Source organism: Formosa sp. Hel1_33_131 (assembly GCF_001735745.1).
In the GTDB taxonomy this organism is placed as follows: domain Bacteria; phylum Bacteroidota; class Bacteroidia; order Flavobacteriales; family Flavobacteriaceae; genus Hel1-33-131.
In genome coordinates this window covers 2,671,500-2,689,891 of the sequence record NZ_CP017260.1, presented here as the reverse complement: position 1 = coordinate 2,689,891, position 18,392 = coordinate 2,671,500, and the positions used below count along the sequence as shown (strand labels likewise).

Sequence of the window (18,392 nt, the reverse complement as noted above, 5' to 3'; positions counted from 1 at the left end):
AATGGAAACTAAAACTTACGCTGGAATATCAGAAGAATATGCAAAATTAGAGCATTCGAAGATTGTATTAATTCCTGTCCCATATGATGGAACAAGTACATGGCAAAAAGGTGCAGACAAAGGACCAAAAGCCTTTTTAGAAGCTTCTGAAAATATGGAGCTTTACGATATTGAGACCAATTCAGAAGTTTATAAACAAGGTGTTTACTTGACTGAACCTATAAAAGTAAATGCTACACCAGAAGCTATGGTAGATGCTGTACATCAGGAAACTAAAAGCTATATAAAAAAGAACAAATTTGTAACTGTTTTTGGCGGTGAACATTCTATATCTATTGGAACAATTAGAGCATTTAATGAGATGTTTCCAAGCTTAACAGTGGTGCATATAGATGCACATGCAGATTTACGAAAAAGTTATGATGGTAGTTCTTGTAATCATGCTTGTGCAGTTTATGAAGCCAGTCAGAACACCAATTTAATTCAAGTTGGTATTCGTTCTATGGACATAAAAGAGAAGTCTGTTATGAATTTGGATAAAACCTATTTTGCGCACGACATGGCAATAGATGATTCTTGGATGGATTCTGCTATCGACCAAATGACAGATAATGTATTTATAACATTTGATTTAGACGCTTTCGACCCTTCAATACTACCAAGTACAGGTACACCAGAACCAGGAGGTTTGCTTTGGTATGAAACTATGGATTTTCTAAAGCAAGTATTTGCAGAAAAAAATGTTGTTGGTTTTGATATTGTTGAATTATGCCCTAATGAAATAGATAAATCTTCAGATTTTCTTGCAGCAAAACTGTATTATAAAATGTTAAGTTATAAGTTTCAAAATGATGAAACAGAAGATGATTATGACAATGCTTATAACGATAAACCACTAACTAATAATTTATCAAAATTCAAAGAAGAAGATGACTACTAAAGGAGCAATTTCAGACTTTATAGAAACATATTATTTGCATTTCAATGCTGCAACTGTTGTCGATGCAGCAAAATCTTATGAAGAGCAATTAGATAAAGGTTCAAAGATGTTAGTGTCTTTGGCAGGAGCAATGAGTACAGCAGAAATAGGAAAGATTTTTGCTGAAATGATACGACAAGATAAGGTGCAAATTATCTCGTGTACAGGAGCAAATTTAGAAGAGGATATCATGAATTTAGTAGCACATTCTCATTATAAACGAATTCCTAATTATCGAGATTTAACACCCAAGCAAGAATGGGATTTATTAGAACAAGGTCTTAACCGTGTTACAGATACTTGCATTCCAGAAGAAGAAGCATTTAGAAGATTACAACAGCATATTTATAAAATATGGAAAGAAGCAGAAGATAAAGGAGAACGCTATCTACCACATGAGTACATGTACAAAATGTTATTGTCTGGTGTCTTAGAAGAATACTACGAAATAGATTTAAAAGACTCATGGATGTATGCAGCAGCAGAAAAAAATCTACCTATAATTTGTCCAGGATGGGAAGATAGTACTATGGGAAATATTTTTGCAAGTTATGTCCTAAAAGGAGAGCTTAAAGCAAGCACTATGAAATCTGGAATTGAGTATATGACCTTTCTTGCAGATTGGTATTCTGATAATTCTAAAAATGGTATAGGTTTCTTTCAAATAGGAGGTGGAATAGCAGGAGATTTTCCAATTTGTGTAGTACCAATGCTATATCAAGATATGGAGCGTACTGATACACCTTTTTGGAGTTATTTCTGCCAAATAAGTGATTCTACTACAAGTTATGGTTCGTATTCTGGAGCAGTTCCGAATGAAAAAATAACTTGGGGGAAATTAGATATTAACACACCAAAATTTATAATAGAGAGTGATGCTACGATTGTTGCTCCGTTAATCTTTGCCTATTTGTTAGGCATGTAACACTAAAAAAATGATACGTAAAATTGTAGATTATCAAAAGTTGAATGAAGACATTTTAAACCTATTAGTGGATAAATACCCTGATGGATATGCTGACAAGGATATAATCGCATTTAGAAATGCACAAAATGAATACATAGAAGCTGTTGAAGTAAGAACCGAAGATACAGTCTATTTAGTAAAAGTTGGAAAACGATTAGTTCAAGCTATGGAAGAACATGAAGAAGATGATAACTTGAATGTTGATTCTACTAATGATAACGTAGATATTGATACTTTAAATGAAGAGGATTTAGATTAAATTGAAGAATTAATCATGATAGATAAAGTTGATAAATCTAGGCTTATTGCCATAAAGAATGACAAAATTCTTGTTCTTGAAAAAATAGGTGAGAAGAAAAAGTTTTCACTTGCTGGTGGTGTGAAAAAGAAAAAAGAAACAGATATTAAATCCTTAATAAGAGAAACTTTTGAGGAAATAGGGTTGCGGTTAAAAAAGAAAGAATTGACTTATTTTCTATCAAGGAAGAATAATAACACTAAAAAAAAAGAAATCTATAAGCATTATTTTATAACAAATACTTCAATAAAAAATATTGAAGTATTAGAACCTCATAAGTTTAAAAAAGTGCAGTGGGTTCCTTGGTATGATGCACTTGAATACCTGGATAAAGACGACCGAAGTGCAATAACATTATATTTTGACCAGTTTAGAAAACAAGTAAATTAATACAAGATTTTTTTATTTGAATAAAGATTACTTATAACCAATTAAAGCAAATTAATATGGAAACTTTATTTCACTTATCATTACCATGCACAAATGCTGAAGAAACCAAAAGGTTTTATATAGAAACCGTTGGTGCAATTTTAGGAAGGCATTCTAATAACTGGGTAGATATTAACTTATTTGGACATCAAATAACATTTACCCAAGCAGCTAAATTTAATTTCAATAATCCTAATTATGTGTTCGAGGGAAAAATTCTTCCTACTTTTCATTTTGGGATTATTCTAAATGTAGAAGAATGGGGTAGAATGTATTCTAAACTTAATGAACTGAATTTAGAATTAGTAACACAAGCAACTTTTTTAAAAAATAAATCTGGAGAACATTTGTCATTTTTTGTTAAAGACCCAAATGGATATATGTTGGAATTTAAAAGTTTTAAACAACCACAAGAGGTTTTTAAAATTTAATCTCAAAGACTTAAAGATTTTTATTATGTAAAATAGAATCTCCATGTTAAACTTGGCCTCATAAAATTTTGGTTAAACAATAAGGTGAAGTGAGCGTCCATATTTTAGGGGTTTAGTACTACCGTTTCTTAAGAGTTACAATTATACAAGGGATTTTAAAGCAATCTTTACGAGTTACAATGTTTCCTAAAATATAGCGAATGAGCCGTAAATTGTTTCCAAAAGTTTATGCAGCCTTGAATTTTTGTTTCTTTTGTTTCAAGACAAAAGATAATGAATCATTAAAAAAAGGATTAATTGAAGTACTAAATATAACAAGTGCATAGAATTTTATTTTTACTCACTTATTTAATTATTTGCAAAAACTTCAATTGAGTTTGTGAATCTCGTAAAAACTCGATTTCATAAAATTTATGCTCTTGTGGCAAGCTTACGAGAATCGCTTAAAATTTTTTATTACGTACATTTTTCGAATACGCGAATTTTAATAGGAGCAAAAAGGTTAGCTTTTATTTTGGCGTTGGCAAGCGTTGGATAATTGTGTGTAAAATAAATTGCCAGAGCAATTTGATTTTATAAAACAATCGAGCGCTTGGTAGCGGCTATTTTACATAACGGCTAATTATAGCTACACAATAATAAATACAACTACGAAGCCACAATTAGCTTGACATAATTACTATCGATATAAGTCTAAAGACGTTATATCTGCAATTATGTCAAATATCGCCCAAAAGCGCTATTTCGCTAATTGCTGTAAAATGTTCTATAATTTATATTATGTAAAATAGATAATTTCAACATCCAATACCCTCTATTCATTTAAACTTCATTAATTTTGCACCATTAATATACCATACAAATGAAAACACTTACCATATTTCGAATCATTGCCTTTTTAGAAGGCTTATCCTATATACTGTTACTATTTGTGGGCGTGCCGTTAAAATATTTTGGCAATGACGTTACACTTGTTAAAATGCTTGGAATGCCTCACGGGTTTCTATTCATGGCGTATATCGCGTTTGTAATTGTCCTCCGATTTGATAATCCATGGTTCAAAAAACATTTTATTTTAATTGCACTAGCATCCATCGTTCCTTTTGGAACGTTTATCGTTGAACACAAACTTAGAAAATTAGCATGAAACATATTATCGAATTAATAGTACAGTTATTAACCTCTTGGGGCTTGCCCGCTAATGTTGCTACAAATCTAAGTATTACGATTTTATTTATAGGATTAACGATTCTCATCTATATCATTGATCTGATCCTGAAGAAAATTATTCGTGCGACCTTTACAAAAATCGCTAACAAATCTAAAACTGATTTTGATGATATCATGTTGGCGAATAGAGTTCCGAGTAGTATTGCGCAAATAGTTCCTTTCATACTTACCTACAAACTCATTCCTAATTTATTTTATGATTTCGAAAAATTACAAGGATTTATTGAAAAAACAATTTTAGTCGTTGGGATTGCACTCACCATTTGGGGCTTAAGAAATATTCTCAACTCCATAAAAATCTATTTAAAAACCCTTAATTTCCTTAAAGATAAACCTGTTGACAGTTACATACAGGTTTTTATGATTTTTGTATGGCTTACTGGTGTGTTTGCTACCGTTGCCATAGTGTCTGGAATTTCATTTTTAGAATTTATTGCGGGATTAGGAACCATTTCAGCCATTATTATTTTAATATTTAGAGATACCATACTAGGGTTTGTAGCCAGTATTCAAGTGTCCATTAACGACATGGTTCGAATTGGCGACTGGATTTCTTTTGAGAAATTTGGTGCCGATGGCGATGTGATTGAAATCAACCTAGCCACCGTAAAAGTTCAAAACTTTGATAATACCATCACCACCATCCCCACTTATGCACTCATTTCCGATTCGTTTAAAAACTGGCGCGGTATGGACGAATCTAAAGGAAGACGCATCAAGCGCTCTTTAAACATTCGTATGGAGAGTATCAAAAATTTGACGCAAGCCGATATTCTTAAAATATCTAAAATTCAACTCATTTCGGAGTATATTTTAAATCGTTCAAAAGACATCAATACTTATAACGAAACCCATGCGGTTGATAAATCGCTTTTGATCAACGGTAGAAACCTGACCAATATTGGGGTTTTTAGAAAATATATGGAAACCTTTATCGAACAGCATTCTGCGATCAATAAAGAGATGATGATTATGGTTCGTCAACTCCAACCCTCTGCTCAAGGTTTACCGATTGAAATCTATGCATTTAGCAGTGATAAACGCTGGGCAAATTACGAGTTTATCATTGCAGATATTTTTGATCACATGATTGCATCCGTCAACGATTTTGATTTGGAAATTTCTGAAACGCCTGTGTTTACCTCTTTAAAAAAATAACCAATGCAGTCTAGAGATTCAAGTTTAAATGCCATCCGTCTGGATCGTATATCCAACACCATCAAATCAGAAATGTCTTCTGAAGAATACTTTCAAAACAGTGTTTTAAGACCTATTATCAAGTTTCAAAACGATCTATTGCTTGCCGCTTTTTTGAATTTCTCAAACAAATATAAAAACGTATTTTTTGACTTGTCAACAGAGAAAAAAGTAAACTACATAGAAAACGCCATTGCAAAAGATAGCACCTTCAGAAACAGTCTAAAAGATATGATTGTGGGATTGTTTACCGTGGATGAATACAATCAGTACATCCCCAATGCATCCGCCTTAAACAAGCGCATGACGGGTATTATTAAAGAACGCCTTATCAGTCATGTTCAGTTGCTCTCAGAAATGGGACCTACAGCGTAGATTCCCCATTTAAATTAGTAGTCAACACAGAACTCATATAGTCAAAATAAGGTCGAATGACTTCAAAGTCATCAATAACCTGTTGTTCAAAACCCTTTGAAAGCACTTCTTTATCCGTGAATTTTTTAGTAAAAATAAATTGCTTCCTTCGGATCAAATCAATGTTTGGATCCAACTTGTCAAACCCTCTCGGAGCTGATTTTAGTTCATCTCCTTGCATTCTTCCCCAAACGCTTTTAAATTTCGGAGCTTCCATCAACGCACGAATTTCTTCTGAATCCGTTTCAAACTCTTTCCGGATTCTAAGAAGATCTTCTTTATTCGGATCCCAAAACCCCGTGGCAATAAAACTCTCGTTTTGTGGCGCCAGATGTAAATAATACCCACCTCTTAATTCTGGTTTAGTTCGATGAAAACTGCCGCTAAAATGGATTTTGTAGGGCAATTTGTTTTTTGAAAATCGGACATCTCTATAGATGCGAAAAACTTTAAACGTATCAATAGAATCCACCGTATTTAGCTGTTCAAATAATTGAGCATAAAACTGCTTCACTCCCATTTCAACTTCTTTAAATGCCGCTTTATGTTCTTGAAACCAATCGCGATTATTGTTTTTTTGTAATATTTTTAAGAAACTAAATACATCTTTAGAGATCATGTCTTATATTTTTAAAATTCAATCTTATGTAAAATCAAACCCGAAGCGGGCGCGATATAATCCATCACCTCTTGACTCTTGGGTTTTAAACTGTTTTTTATATACTCCAAATCAATCTCGCCACGTCCTAATTTAATCAAAGCCCCCATCATCAATCGTATTTGATGACGCCCAAATCCCTTTCCAATCACTTTTAAAACATAACTTTTCTCTGGAAAAAAACTGGCCGTATATAAGGTGTTTTCTATAAGCTCACAACAGATGAGTTCTCGATCATACACCCCTTCATTCGTGGGTTTATAACAATAGGTTTTATAGTTGTTTTGTCCTTCAAAAAGCTGTGCCCCTTTTTTCATCAATTCGATATCCAAAGAATCTAAAATGGTAGTCATAATCGGAGCCGCAAACGGATGAAATTTTGCACCCTGCGCAAACACATAATGGTATTCTTTTAATTTTGAATCCTGAATGATGTTAAATTTCGCATCCACTTCTTTGATACTTAAAGCGCGAATGTCTTGTGGAAGATTTTGATTGAACAGTTCTAAAAACGCTGTTAAATCCTCTAAAGGTTGTCCATCTAAAAACAATTCAAATGCAGCTTCACTTGCAGACACCATCGCATCGGTGCGCCCCGCTCCTAGTGTTTTGAATTTTTGTTCTTCCAGAATGAACTTCAATGTGCGATCGATCATCAGATGCACTGTTTTGGTGTTCGGCTGTTTTTGCCACCCATGAAAACGGTACCCTAAAAATTGCACCTTGACTACATAAAAATAACGCTTTTGCAACATGTTTACAAGGTCGTAATTTTATAAAGAGTTACAAAATTAATGTCTGGATTTTAGAACGTCAATGACCGCATCGAGTTTGAACCCTTTTGCTTGCAATAAAATTAAGTAATGAAATAACAAATCAGCACTCTCATTTAAAAACAAATCATCGTTGTCATCTTTGGCTTCAATCACAACTTCAACCGCCTCCTCGCCTACTTTTTGAGCTATTTTATTAAGACCTTTTTCAAACAACTCAGAGACATAGGAAGTTTCTGAGGAAGCATTCTCTTTCCGTTCCGTGATGATCGTTTCGAGTTCCGATAAAAACCCATAAGATTCTGTATTGGATTCGCCCCAACAAGTATCAGTTCCTTTGTGACAGGTAGAACCTTGGGGCGTTGCTTGGATCAATAATGTGTCGTTATCACAATCATTCTGTAAACTTTTGAAGCTTAGAAAATTCCCACTCTCCTCCCCTTTTGTCCACAGGCGTTGTTTACTGCGACTAAAAAAAGTCACCTTATTAGTTTCCAAAGTCTTTGCAACCGCTTCCGCATTCATATAGCCGAGCATTAAAACGGTTTTCGTTGTTGCGTCTTGAATGATTGCAGGAATTAATCCGTCACTGTTATACTTGATGTCCATTAGAGTCGTATGTTAATTTGATTTGTTTGTAATTCTTGTTTTAAATCGTTTATGGCAATTTCACCGAAATGAAATACACTGGCTGCCAAGGCAGCATCTGCTTTTCCTTCTTTAAAAACCTCCACAAAATGCTGCATCGTTCCTGCACCTCCAGAAGCAATGATCGGAATATTGACCGTTTCTGACAGTTGTGCCAAGGCTTCATTTGCAAAGCCTGTTTTAACGCCGTCATTATTCATTGAGGTAAATAAGATTTCACCAGCACCACGGGTTTCTACTTCTTTGGCCCATTCAAATAAATCCAAATCTGTTGGGATCGTTCCACCTGCCAAATGTACCAACCATTTACCATCTACTTTTTTTGCATCAATAGCCACCACAATACACTGGTTTCCGAAGGCTTTTGAAAGTTCGTTAATCAGCTCTGGACGTTTGATGGCGGCTGAATTCACCCCCACCTTGTCGGCCCCAGATTTTAAGAGTAATTCAACACCTTCTTTGGTACTCACCCCGCCACCCACAGTAAAAGGAATGTCTATTTGTTCCGCCACATTGCGAACCATGTCTATGGTAGTAGAGCGTGATTCTAGCGTTGCTGAAATATCTAAAAACACCAATTCATCCGCTCCGTTTTCAGCATATTGTTTTGCCAAAGCCACTGGATCGCCAGCGTCTCGAAGATTTAAAAAATTAACTCCTTTGACCGTGCGTCCATTTTTGATATCTAAACATGGAATAATTCGTTTGGCTAACATACTTAAGATCGATTGAGTTGATAGGTTTCTAATTGTTTTAAACTGATATTCCCTTCGTAAATGGCTTTTCCAATAATGACACCTTCACAGCCTAAATCAGCTAATTTTGGCAACTCATCAAAAGTTGAAATCCCTCCCGAAGCAATGAGTTTTACAGGATTCACTGTGGATAAAATCGTTTCGTATAAATCAAATGAAGGTCCTTGTAACATCCCATCTTTGGAAATATCTGTACAGATCACATAAGAAATTCCTTTTGAAACAAACTCTTTTATAAAACTGAGGACTTCTTTGTCACTTTCCACCTGCCAACCTTGAATCGCAATTTTTTGATCCAAGCAATCCGCACCTAAAATAATGTTATCAGCACCATAGGTTTCTAACCAGTTTAAAAATTGTGATGGATTTTTGACAGCAATACTTCCTCCTGTGATCTGGTGTGCGCCAGAATTAAAAGCGATTTTTAAATCTTTGTCAGATTTTAAACCCCCACCAAAATCAACCTTTAAATTTGTTTTGGTCGCGATGGATTCTAAAATTTTATGATTGATGATGTGCTGTGCTTTGGCACCATCCAAATCCACCACATGTAGATGTTCGATGCCGACGTCTTCAAACATTTTAGCAACCTCTAAAGGGTTTTCATTATAGACTTTTTTAGTACTATAATCGCCTTTGGTCAGGCGTACACATTGCCCGTTTATCAGGTCTATTGCAGGTATAATTCGCATACTATAAGTTTAAAAAGTTTTGTAATAATTGAGTCCCGTCTTTACTGCTTTTTTCAGGATGAAATTGAACCCCATAAAAATTATCAGATTGCAAAGCCGCTGAAAATTCATGTTCATACACAGAACGCGCAATGGTTTGCGGTCCTAGATCAGCATAATAACTATGTACAGAGTACATATAGCTGTTTTCAGGGATGGTTTTCAATAAATCCGATTGGAGGTTTTGAATCGTGTTCCATCCCATATGCGGGACTTTAACCGCATTTGAAAAGTGTTTGACATTCACATCAAAAACCCCGAGCCCTTTGGTATCGCCTTCTTCGGAATAATTGCATAACAATTGCATTCCCAAACAAATCCCCAACACCTCTTGTTTGAGAGTTGGAATTAAGAGGTCTAACTTTGATTTCTTCAACATTTCCATTGCCTGACTGGCTTCGCCAACCCCTGGAAAAATGACCTTATCCGCTCTTTGAATTTCCTCTACTGAATTCGAGAGCTTGGCATGAACTCCCAAACGCTGAAACGCAAATTGAATGCTCTGAATATTTCCTGCTCCGTAATCGATTATTATAACGTTCATTTATTCTAAAGTTCCTTTGGTTGATGGTAAAATCATTTTATTCACATCGCGTTTGACGGACATTTTGATCGCTTTTGCAAACGCCTTAAAAATCGCCTCTATTTTGTGATGTTCATTACTCCCATCAGCTTTGATGTTTAAATTGCACTTAGCCCCATCCGTAAAGGATTTAAAGAAGTGCATAAACATTTCCGTAGGCATTTTACCGACGTATTCACGTTTAAAATCAGCTTCCCAAACCAACCAGTTTCTACCTCCAAAATCAATGGCAACTTGTGCCAAACAATCGTCCATTGGCAAGCAAAAGCCATAGCGTTCAATACCTAATTTTGAGCCCAAGGCGGTGTGAAATAAATTCCCGAGTGCAATCGCCGTATCTTCGATGGTATGATGTTCATCAACTTCTAAATCGCCTTTCACTTTGATGTCTAAATCCATTTGTCCATGACGTGCGATTTGGTCTAACATGTGGTCAAAAAAGGCAATTCCAGTATCAATCTGACTTTGTCCTGTGCCGTCTAAATTTAAAGTGATCGCAATCTTCGTTTCATTGGTGTTTCTCACAATAGACTCTACGCGTTGCTTCGCTTTAAGGAATTCATAAATGGCGTCCCAACGGTTTGTTTCTAAGGCGATAAAAGGAGTTAGCTCCTCTTGTTTGACGGAGATTTCATTTTCACCTAAATGTGTTTCATCGTTGATAAAAATGCCTTTACACCCTAAGTTTTTCGCCAGTTCTACATCTGTTAAACGGTCGCCAATTACATAAGAATTCTCTAAATCGTAAGCTTCGGTAAAATACTCCGTTAATAAACCTGTTTGCGGTTTTCGGGTTGGTGCATTGTCTTTAGCAAACGTACGATCGATGAATTGTTTTTCAAAAACGATGCCTTCGTTTTTAAAGGTATCGAGGATGAAATTATGAACCGGCCAAAATGTATTTTCTGGGTATATTTCCGTTCCCAAACCATCTTGATTGGTAATCATGACAATTTCAAAATCCAATTCTTGACAGATTTTTTTTAAATTAGAAAATACATCAGGGTAGAATTCTAATTTCTCAAATGAATCAATTTGTTCGTCCGCAGGTTCGCGGATGATCGTTCCATCGCGATCTATAAATAATACAGGCTTCATTTTAGAGTCTTTAATAAGGTTAATAATTGTGTGTTTTCAGAAGGTGTCCCCACCGTGATTCTTAAGCAATTTTCACAATGCGATTGAGAGCTTCTATTTCTGACAACGATCCCATTTTTAATCAATTCATCGTAACGTTTGTTGGCATCATCTACTTTGATTAAAATAAAATTTGCTTCTGAAGGGTATAGCTTTTTAATAAAGGGATAAGTTTCTAAGGCTTTGTTTAATCTGTTGCGTTCGTTTATAATGGAAGCAATTTGATCAGAAACCACTTCCTTATTATGGAGTGCTTTCAATGCTGCTTCCTGCGTAAGCGTATTGATGTTATACGGGGGTTTTATTTTATTTAATACCGCAATAATTTCTTTGGAGGCATAACAAATCCCCAACCGAATCCCCGCCAACCCATAGGCTTTAGAAAGGGTTTGTGTGACGATTAAATTTGGATACACATTCAGCCATTGGATCCAACTGCTTTCTTCTGTAAAATCGATATAGGCTTCATCTATGACAACCAGCCCTTTAAAGTCTTTCAAAAGACGTTCAACTGCGGTACGATCGACCGTGTTTCCAGAAGGATTGTTCGGCGAACAGATGAACAATAGTTTAGTAGTTGGTTTTATATGTTCTAGAATCGAATCGACCTCTATTTGAAAATCAGAGTTTAAAGGCACTTGTATATTCTCAATGGCATTCAAATTTGCCAAGACTTCGTACATCCCATAAGTCGGAGGCAATGTGAGAATACTGTCTTGATTGGGTTCACAAAACGCTCTGAAAATTAAATCCAAGACTTCGTCGCTGCCATTCCCCAAAAGTATTTGATCTGACGCCACTTCTTTTTGTTTTGAAATGATAGCTTTTAAAGCCGTTTGCTGTGGATCTGGATACCGATTTAAAGAACTGTCAAAAGGGTTTTCATTGGCATCCAAAAATACCATATCCGTTTGCAAGTCTTTATATTCATCGCGCGCAGACGAATAGGGTTTCATCTGTTGTATATTCTTTCGAACTAATTTATTTAGATCCATCTTCTATAGATTTTAATCGAATTGTGACCGCATTTTTGTGTGCCATCAATCCTTCAGCTTCCGCCATAAGTTCGATGGTGTTTCCGATGTTTACTAGGCCTTCTTTGGTGATTTCTTGAAAGCTAATGTTTTTCAAAAAGCTGTCTAAATTCACGCCTGAGTATGCTTTTGCATAGCCATTAGTTGGCAGCGTGTGGTTGGTTCCAGAGGCATAATCACCAGCACTTTCGGGGGTGTATTTCCCGATAAACACAGAACCTGCATTGATGATATTCTCTACAAAAAAAGAATTGTTTTCTGTACAAATGATATAATGTTCAGGTCCGTAAAAATTAATTAAATCAACCGCTTCTTGATCGGAGTCCACTAAAATCAACTTTTTGTTTTCAAGGGCTTTTTCTAGAATCGATTTGCGATCTAAAAGTTGCGTTTGAATGCTAATTTGTTTCGCAGTTTCTAAAAGTAGTTTTTCATCAGTTGACACTAAAACAACTTGACTGTCAACGCCGTGTTCTGCTTGACTTAATAAATCCGAAGCGATAAAAGCAGGGTTGGCATTTTTATCTGCCACAACCAGAAGTTCACTAGGGCCAGCAGGCATATCGATTGCCACACCAAACTTGGTAGCCAATTGCTTTGCAACAGTGACATATTGATTTCCAGGACCGAATATTTTAGATACTTTAGGAATACTCAAAGTTCCAAAGGTCAATCCTGCAATGGCTTGAATCCCTCCTACTTTGATAATTGTTGTAATTCCACACAAAGCTGCTGTATAAAGGATTTCATTGGCAATCGCTCCTTCTGAATTTGGAGGGGTACATAGAATACTATTTTTACAGCCCGCAATGGTTGCTGGAACGGCAAGCATCAATACTGTTGAAAACAAGGGCGCTGTCCCACCAGGAATGTACAAACCTACGGTTTCTATCGGGCGTTTTTCTTGCCAACAACGAACGCCTGGTTGTGTTTCTACATCCACCTTCGCTGTTTTTTGGGCGTTGTGAAAGACTTCAATATTAGACTTGGCTTGTTGAATGGCAGCTTTTAAATCTTCTGAAACTAAATTTGATGCGGTTTCAACTTCTTCTTGTGTAACAAATAGAGATTTTAAATCCACCTTATCAAATCGTTTTGTGTACTGGGCAATCGCCGTATCACCTTCTTGTTTGACTGCTAAAAAGACCTCATTTACAATGGCTTCAATGGCTTCCACAGATTGTGTGGGACGTTGCAGGACGGTTTCCCAAGTGGATCGAGCAGGATATTTAATAAGAGTCTCCATTAAAGTACCATTTTTTCGATTGGACATATAAGGATGCCTTGCGCACCTAAGGCTTTTAAATCGTCTATAATGTCCCAAAATTGGTTCTTATCAATCACACTGTGCACGGAGCTCCACCCCGATTCTGCTAATGGAAGTACGGTTGGACTTTTCATTCCCGGTAAGAGATTGATAATGGCTTCCAAACTATCATTTGGTGCATTGAGCAATACATACTTTGAGGACTGTCCCTTAAGCACTGCTTCGATACGAAATTTTATTTTATCTAAAATCGCTTTTTGAGGCGCTGAAATTGTTGGAGAGACTGCCAAAACGGCTTCTGATTTCAGAATCACTTCTTTCTCAACCAAATTGTTTTTAAACAAGGTGCCTCCTGTAGAGACGATATCAACGATGGCTTCTGCCAGTCCGATATTGGGTGCAATTTCAACAGAGCCATTAATGACATGGATGCTCGCTCTAATATTGTTTTTTTCTAAAAAGGCATTGACGGTATTGGGATAAGAGGTGGCAATTTGTTTGCCGTTCAAATCTTCGAGTGATTTGTATTCCATGTTTTTGGGAACGGCAATTGAAACTCTGCATTTTGAAAATCCTAACTTCGAAATATATTCTATGGAGTTTCCTTTTTCGACAAGAACATTGTTTCCAATAATAGCGGCATCTACAACCCCATCTTTTAAGTATTGAGGAATATCGCCATTCCGCAGGTAAAAAACTTCGACTGGGAAATTTGTCGCCGTGGCTTTGAGTTGGTCTTTTCCATTATCGATAGAGATTCCAATATCTTTCAAAAGTTTCATAGAATCGTCTTTGAGACGTCCTGACTTTTGCACTGCAATTTTTAAAGTATTCATTCTTTATTAATTTAGTAAAAAAAAAAGACCCGCTTGATTGCTCAAACGGGTCCGTATATAGTTTAAATAGTATCCTACACAACTTTACCTCGCTTGATGGCCAGTTAAAATATGATGATGATGGATAACTAAATATGAATTCATTGTAATTATTTTGAAAACAAATATTCAAAAAATAAAAAGTATAAACCTAACTTATTTTTAAGAATTATTGATTTGATAAAAATAGCGAGTACAAAACTAGCTATTAATTAAAATTTACTGATTCCCTAAAATAATTGGCAATCCATTTTTTCCAGAGCCAATGACAATCACTTTACTGTTTGGAGATTCAGACAACTTTACAGTCGCTTCAATTCCTTTATCTTGTAAGATGCGATCGTTTAGAGATGCACTTAAAATTTTGTTTGCATCCGCTTTACCTTGCGCTTCAATACGTACTTTTTGAGCCTCTTTATCTGCAGTCACTAATCTAAATTCATATTCTAAAGATTCTTGCTCTTGCTTTAATTTACTCTCAATCGCATTTTTGATGGTGTTTGGAAGTTTTACATCTTCTACTAAAACACGCTTCACATTTAAAAATTGACCGTCTAATAAGTTTACGACTTCATCAAGAATTTCTTGTTCGATGACATCACGCTTACTAGAATACAATTGTTCTGGCGTATAACGACCTACAACACTTCTTGCTGCTGCATTGACCGCAGGGCCTAAAAGTTCATTCTCATAATCCTCACCTTTTGTTTTGATAAGGCTTCCAAGGTTTTCGAATTCTGGCTCATACCATATCGTTCCGTTTACTTTAACTTCCAATCCGTTTACAGATAAAACGTTCATTTCATCAGAGATGGATTGTTGTCTTACTTTATGGATTAACATACTGTTCCAAGGCGCTACAATTTGAAAGCCTTCACCATACGTTTTGTCCGTTTGGATTCCATCTCCGAAACGCTCAAATAACACGCCTCCTTCACCAGGGCCGATCGTCACGGCAGATTTTGATATTAAAAGAATAATAGCACCAATTATAAAGATAACTGGGAGTCCGATTTTAGGAAATTTTTGCATTTTTTTGTTTTAAATTATTAAATAAGTCCGTTGTATTTTCTTATGAACCATTCGATTGCTAGACTTGATAAAAGTAATAACAACCAGAATTTTATACCGATCAAAGGTACTGTTTTTTTAGTGAATTTCTGAATACTTAAAAAACGATTGTCAGAAATTAATTCAGACATTAATCCGTCGATTTGAGTATCAAAAAAGGCTGCCCCATCTGTGTGAATGGCAAGTTGTTCGAGTTTCTGAACATTGGCATTTATAAATTGTTGTTCGATGTTAAAATCTAAAATTTCAATTTCTCCAAACGAACGATGTGTACCGCCGTTGGCACGCACCTCAAAAGAATAATTCCCAGGCTCTAAAGCGTTTAGATTTATGTTGTAACTGTTTTGAACCGCAATCATTGGATACTCTAATTGTTGCCCTGTAGCTTTGTTTTTAAGCTTGATGACTAACTGTGCATTGCGGTTTGGCTCATAATTTTTATTAAAAAATTGTGCTGATATTTCTAAGGGTTGACTCCCATCATAAATAGATTCATAGTTGACAAGCAGTCGTGTATTTTGGTTTTTGATGTTTAAATACTGAATCAGTTTCGCCATAAACGAATCAAATGATTTAAAATTTTGATCTTCACGGAAGGAATGCATGCGCCATTTCCACAGGTTTTCAGCTAAGAGTACAGCTGTTCTTTGAGAATTGTTTTCGAAAGTAAACCACAAAGGTTCTTGTGTAGGTGAACCATTAATCGATTTGAACAACAAAGTTTCGTGAGAAACATTTAGTGCGATGCTTCCAAATTCAGCGGTTAAGGGCGGATAGGTATTAAACATAAAATCATCTACGGAAAAATTATTAAAATTTGGATTGACAACTCCTTGATAATTTTCATATTGACCTGTAACCTCTTGTTTGAAGTCTGATTGTATTGCATTTAAAAATGCCCATTGTGTTTGGCTCCCTCCTATGATAAAGGTATTTAACTTTCTTTTTTCAATGAGGTCAAAAACGGCTTTAAAACTTTGATTGGGTTGGTATAAAATTGCTAGACCATAGTTGTCATTCGTTTCTAAATACTCTATTGGAGAACAGATTTTAACAAGTCGCTGTTTGTTGGTTTCAATTGCAGCTTTTAAAGCGCCTAAATCGGGATGGGATAAAGAGGTTACTAACGCAATATTCGTGTATTCGTCAATCGTTTCTATTGCAAAGGATTTTTTATTGTTGACCGTATTTTTTTCGTTTTCAACAGGAGACAAACTGACCTGATACCGCTGTAACCCTACCTTAGTAGATACAATCTTAGGTGTGAGGATAATTGAATTATTTGTGGCTGAGAACTGTACACGTTCTTTATGAATAATCCGCCCGCGAGATTCAATTCTTAGTTCTGACTGCACAGCAGTGTTTCCAGTGTAAGAAGCGATAATTTCAACAGGGAATTTATTATTCAGATAGGTGTATTTATTGACGTTAATTTGTTGAATTTTCAAATCCGTATGGTAAATACTGTCCCCCAATATAAGAGGAAACACAACTTGTTCAAACTGTTTAGAAGCAAATTCATAAGCGTCACCAATAGTTTGATTCCCATCGGAAATTAAAACAACGGGCGCAAATTGAGAATCATACAGAGACTCAATGTCTTGGAGGCTCTTTGTAATGTTTGTTTGTGTATCCTCAAAAGTGAGTGTTGAATTTTGATTAATCTGTGTTCCAAACGGATATACTTTAACATCGTATTTAGAAGTAATTTCAGTATTTCTCAAGAGGGTTTGAACCGCCTCAGAAGAAATACTGTCTTTATTTAAGTAATTGACAGATTGAGAATTATCAACCATAACTGCAAGTACAGGTTTAATTATTTTACTTTCTTTTGTTTCAAACTTTGGGTTAATGACAAGAAGTAATAATGAAAAAACCGAAATGAACCTCACTCCTGCTAAACCCCAATGAAGCCGATGACGCTTGGTTTTATACACATACTGAAAAAGCGCTATGAACAGCGCTAAAATTCCAGATCCAATAATGTATAAAATTGTTTGTGTGGGCATAATTAAATGAGCTGTGAACAACTACTTATATAAGATTTAAGTGAGCATGCCACCATCGACATTGATCGTTTGTCCAGTGATGTAACTTGATAAATCACTGGCGAGAAATACGCATGCATTGGCAATATCCTCAGGAGAACCGCCTCGTTTTAAAGGAATTCCAGCACGCCATCCTGCTACGGTTGCTTCGTCTAATTTAGCCGTCATTTCCGTTTCAATAAACCCTGGTGCAATCACATTGCTTCTAATGTTTCTTGATCCAAGCTCTAAAGCAACAGATTTTGAAAAGCCTATAATACCTGCTTTAGATGCCGCATAGTTGGTTTGCCCCGCATTTCCTTTCACGCCTACAACTGAACTCATGTTTATAATAGATCCTTTACGTTGCTTTAACATCGTGCGTTGTACCGCTTTAGTCATGTTAAAAACAGACTTTAGGTTGACTTCAATCACTTTATCAAAATCGTCTTCACCCATTCGCATGAGTAAATTGTCTTTTGTAATCCCGGCGTTGTTTATGAGAATATCAATCCCTCCAAAATCAGCGAGCACGTCTTCTGCTAATTGTTGAGCATCGTTAAAATTTGCGGCGTTGCTTTGGTATCCTTTAACGGTCGTTCCAAAAACTTGCAATTCTGTCTCTAAAGCATTGGCAGCTTCAACAGATGCACTGTATGTAAACGCAACATTTGCGCCATGCTGAGCAAAAACGGTTGCAATTCCTTTTCCAATACCACGACTTGCGCCTGTGATGATGGCTGTTTTTCCTTCTAATAGTTTCATATAGTTCCTTCTAAAAAATTTATATATAATATCTGTAAATATTATTCATATCAAAGATAGTAAAATGCTTTCAAATAAAATTCCTTTAAAAATAATTTGTGAATGCTATTAATAAATCAGATC

21 protein-coding genes are annotated in these 18,392 nt (G+C 35.6%); 8 read left to right on the top strand and 13 right to left on the bottom strand.

The window, feature by feature from the left end:
• Position 1: 1 nt before the first annotated feature.
• From speB to FORMB_RS12525, 8 genes are all read left to right on the top strand, one after another.
• A complete protein-coding gene (gene speB, locus FORMB_RS12560; protein WP_069677797.1) occupies positions 2-940 on the top strand; it encodes an agmatinase in 939 nt (312 codons plus the stop codon).
• Positions 930-1,904, top strand: a complete 975-nt coding sequence (locus FORMB_RS12555; RefSeq protein WP_069677796.1) for a deoxyhypusine synthase family protein — start codon at positions 930-932, stop codon at positions 1,902-1,904. Before speB ends, FORMB_RS12555 begins: the two co-directional genes overlap by 11 nt.
• A 10-nt stretch (positions 1,905-1,914) precedes the next feature.
• On the top strand, positions 1,915-2,205 hold the full coding sequence (locus FORMB_RS12550) for a hypothetical protein (RefSeq protein ID WP_069677795.1): 291 nt from the start codon (positions 1,915-1,917) through the stop codon (positions 2,203-2,205).
• A 15-nt stretch (positions 2,206-2,220) separates the two neighbouring features.
• A complete protein-coding gene (locus FORMB_RS12545) occupies positions 2,221-2,634 on the top strand; it encodes an NUDIX hydrolase (RefSeq protein WP_069677794.1) in 414 nt (137 codons plus the stop codon).
• A 56-nt stretch (positions 2,635-2,690) separates the two neighbouring features.
• Positions 2,691-3,104, top strand: a complete 414-nt coding sequence (locus FORMB_RS12540) for a VOC family protein (RefSeq protein WP_069677793.1) — start codon at positions 2,691-2,693, stop codon at positions 3,102-3,104.
• An 862-nt stretch (positions 3,105-3,966) separates the two neighbouring features.
• Complete coding sequence (locus FORMB_RS12535) at positions 3,967-4,251, top strand: DUF3817 domain-containing protein (RefSeq protein ID WP_069677792.1); 285 nt, start codon at positions 3,967-3,969, stop codon at positions 4,249-4,251.
• Positions 4,248-5,492 carry a mechanosensitive ion channel family protein gene (locus FORMB_RS12530; RefSeq protein ID WP_069677791.1) on the top strand — a complete coding sequence of 415 codons (1,245 nt, stop codon included), beginning with the start codon at positions 4,248-4,250 and terminating at the stop codon, positions 5,490-5,492. The genes FORMB_RS12535 and FORMB_RS12530 overlap by 4 nt, the downstream gene beginning before the upstream one ends.
• Before the next feature lie 3 nt (positions 5,493-5,495).
• The gene (locus FORMB_RS12525; protein WP_069677790.1) at positions 5,496-5,906 is read left to right on the top strand and encodes a glyoxalase; all 411 of its coding nucleotides are present in this window, start codon (positions 5,496-5,498) and stop codon (positions 5,904-5,906) included.
• Here FORMB_RS12525 and FORMB_RS12520 read toward each other — a convergent pair.
• The 13 genes from FORMB_RS12520 to fabG form a co-directional block, all read right to left on the bottom strand.
• Entirely contained in the window at positions 5,896-6,564 is a 669-nt protein-coding gene (locus FORMB_RS12520) for a DUF2461 domain-containing protein (protein ID WP_069677789.1), read from the bottom strand. The two genes, FORMB_RS12525 and FORMB_RS12520, sit on opposite strands and share 11 nt — an antisense overlap.
• Positions 6,565-6,575: 11 nt before the next feature.
• The gene (locus FORMB_RS12515) at positions 6,576-7,358 is read right to left on the bottom strand and encodes a pseudouridine synthase (protein ID WP_069677788.1); all 783 of its coding nucleotides are present in this window, start codon (positions 7,356-7,358) and stop codon (positions 6,576-6,578) included.
• Between the two features lie 36 nt (positions 7,359-7,394).
• Positions 7,395-7,985, bottom strand: coding sequence for a bifunctional phosphoribosyl-AMP cyclohydrolase/phosphoribosyl-ATP diphosphatase HisIE (hisIE, locus tag FORMB_RS12510; RefSeq protein ID WP_069677787.1), 591 nt, complete (start codon positions 7,983-7,985; stop codon positions 7,395-7,397).
• Positions 7,985-8,740: an imidazole glycerol phosphate synthase subunit HisF gene (hisF, locus tag FORMB_RS12505; protein ID WP_069677786.1), complete on the bottom strand. Its 756-nt coding sequence runs from the start codon at positions 8,738-8,740 to the stop codon at positions 7,985-7,987. The genes hisIE and hisF overlap by 1 nt, the downstream gene beginning before the upstream one ends.
• Positions 8,741-8,742: 2 nt before the next feature.
• Entirely contained in the window at positions 8,743-9,471 is a 729-nt protein-coding gene (hisA, locus tag FORMB_RS12500; protein ID WP_069677785.1) for a 1-(5-phosphoribosyl)-5-[(5-phosphoribosylamino)methylideneamino]imidazole-4-carboxamide isomerase, read from the bottom strand.
• 1 nt (position 9,472) lies between these two features.
• Positions 9,473-10,054 carry an imidazole glycerol phosphate synthase subunit HisH gene (gene hisH / locus FORMB_RS12495; protein WP_069677784.1) on the bottom strand — a complete coding sequence of 194 codons (582 nt, stop codon included), beginning with the start codon at positions 10,052-10,054 and terminating at the stop codon, positions 9,473-9,475.
• Positions 10,055-11,191, bottom strand: coding sequence for a bifunctional histidinol-phosphatase/imidazoleglycerol-phosphate dehydratase HisB (gene hisB, locus FORMB_RS12490; protein WP_069677783.1), 1,137 nt, complete (start codon positions 11,189-11,191; stop codon positions 10,055-10,057).
• A complete protein-coding gene (hisC, locus tag FORMB_RS12485) occupies positions 11,188-12,225 on the bottom strand; it encodes a histidinol-phosphate transaminase (protein WP_069677782.1) in 1,038 nt (345 codons plus the stop codon). The genes hisB and hisC overlap by 4 nt, the downstream gene beginning before the upstream one ends.
• Positions 12,212-13,510 carry a histidinol dehydrogenase gene (hisD, locus tag FORMB_RS12480; RefSeq protein ID WP_069677976.1) on the bottom strand — a complete coding sequence of 433 codons (1,299 nt, stop codon included), beginning with the start codon at positions 13,508-13,510 and terminating at the stop codon, positions 12,212-12,214. The genes hisC and hisD overlap by 14 nt, the downstream gene beginning before the upstream one ends.
• Positions 13,510-14,367 carry an ATP phosphoribosyltransferase gene (hisG, locus tag FORMB_RS12475; protein WP_069677781.1) on the bottom strand — a complete coding sequence of 286 codons (858 nt, stop codon included), beginning with the start codon at positions 14,365-14,367 and terminating at the stop codon, positions 13,510-13,512. Before hisG ends, hisD begins: the two co-directional genes overlap by 1 nt.
• 258 nt (positions 14,368-14,625) lie before the next feature.
• Positions 14,626-15,438, bottom strand: coding sequence for a prohibitin family protein (locus FORMB_RS12470; protein WP_069677780.1), 813 nt, complete (start codon positions 15,436-15,438; stop codon positions 14,626-14,628).
• Between the two features lie 17 nt (positions 15,439-15,455).
• On the bottom strand, positions 15,456-17,486 hold the full coding sequence (locus tag FORMB_RS12465) for a hypothetical protein (protein ID WP_069677779.1): 2,031 nt from the start codon (positions 17,484-17,486) through the stop codon (positions 15,456-15,458).
• A gap of 36 nt (positions 17,487-17,522) precedes the next feature.
• A complete protein-coding gene (gene fabG, locus FORMB_RS12460) occupies positions 17,523-18,269 on the bottom strand; it encodes a 3-oxoacyl-[acyl-carrier-protein] reductase (protein WP_069677778.1) in 747 nt (248 codons plus the stop codon).
• Positions 18,270-18,392 lie beyond the last annotated feature (123 nt).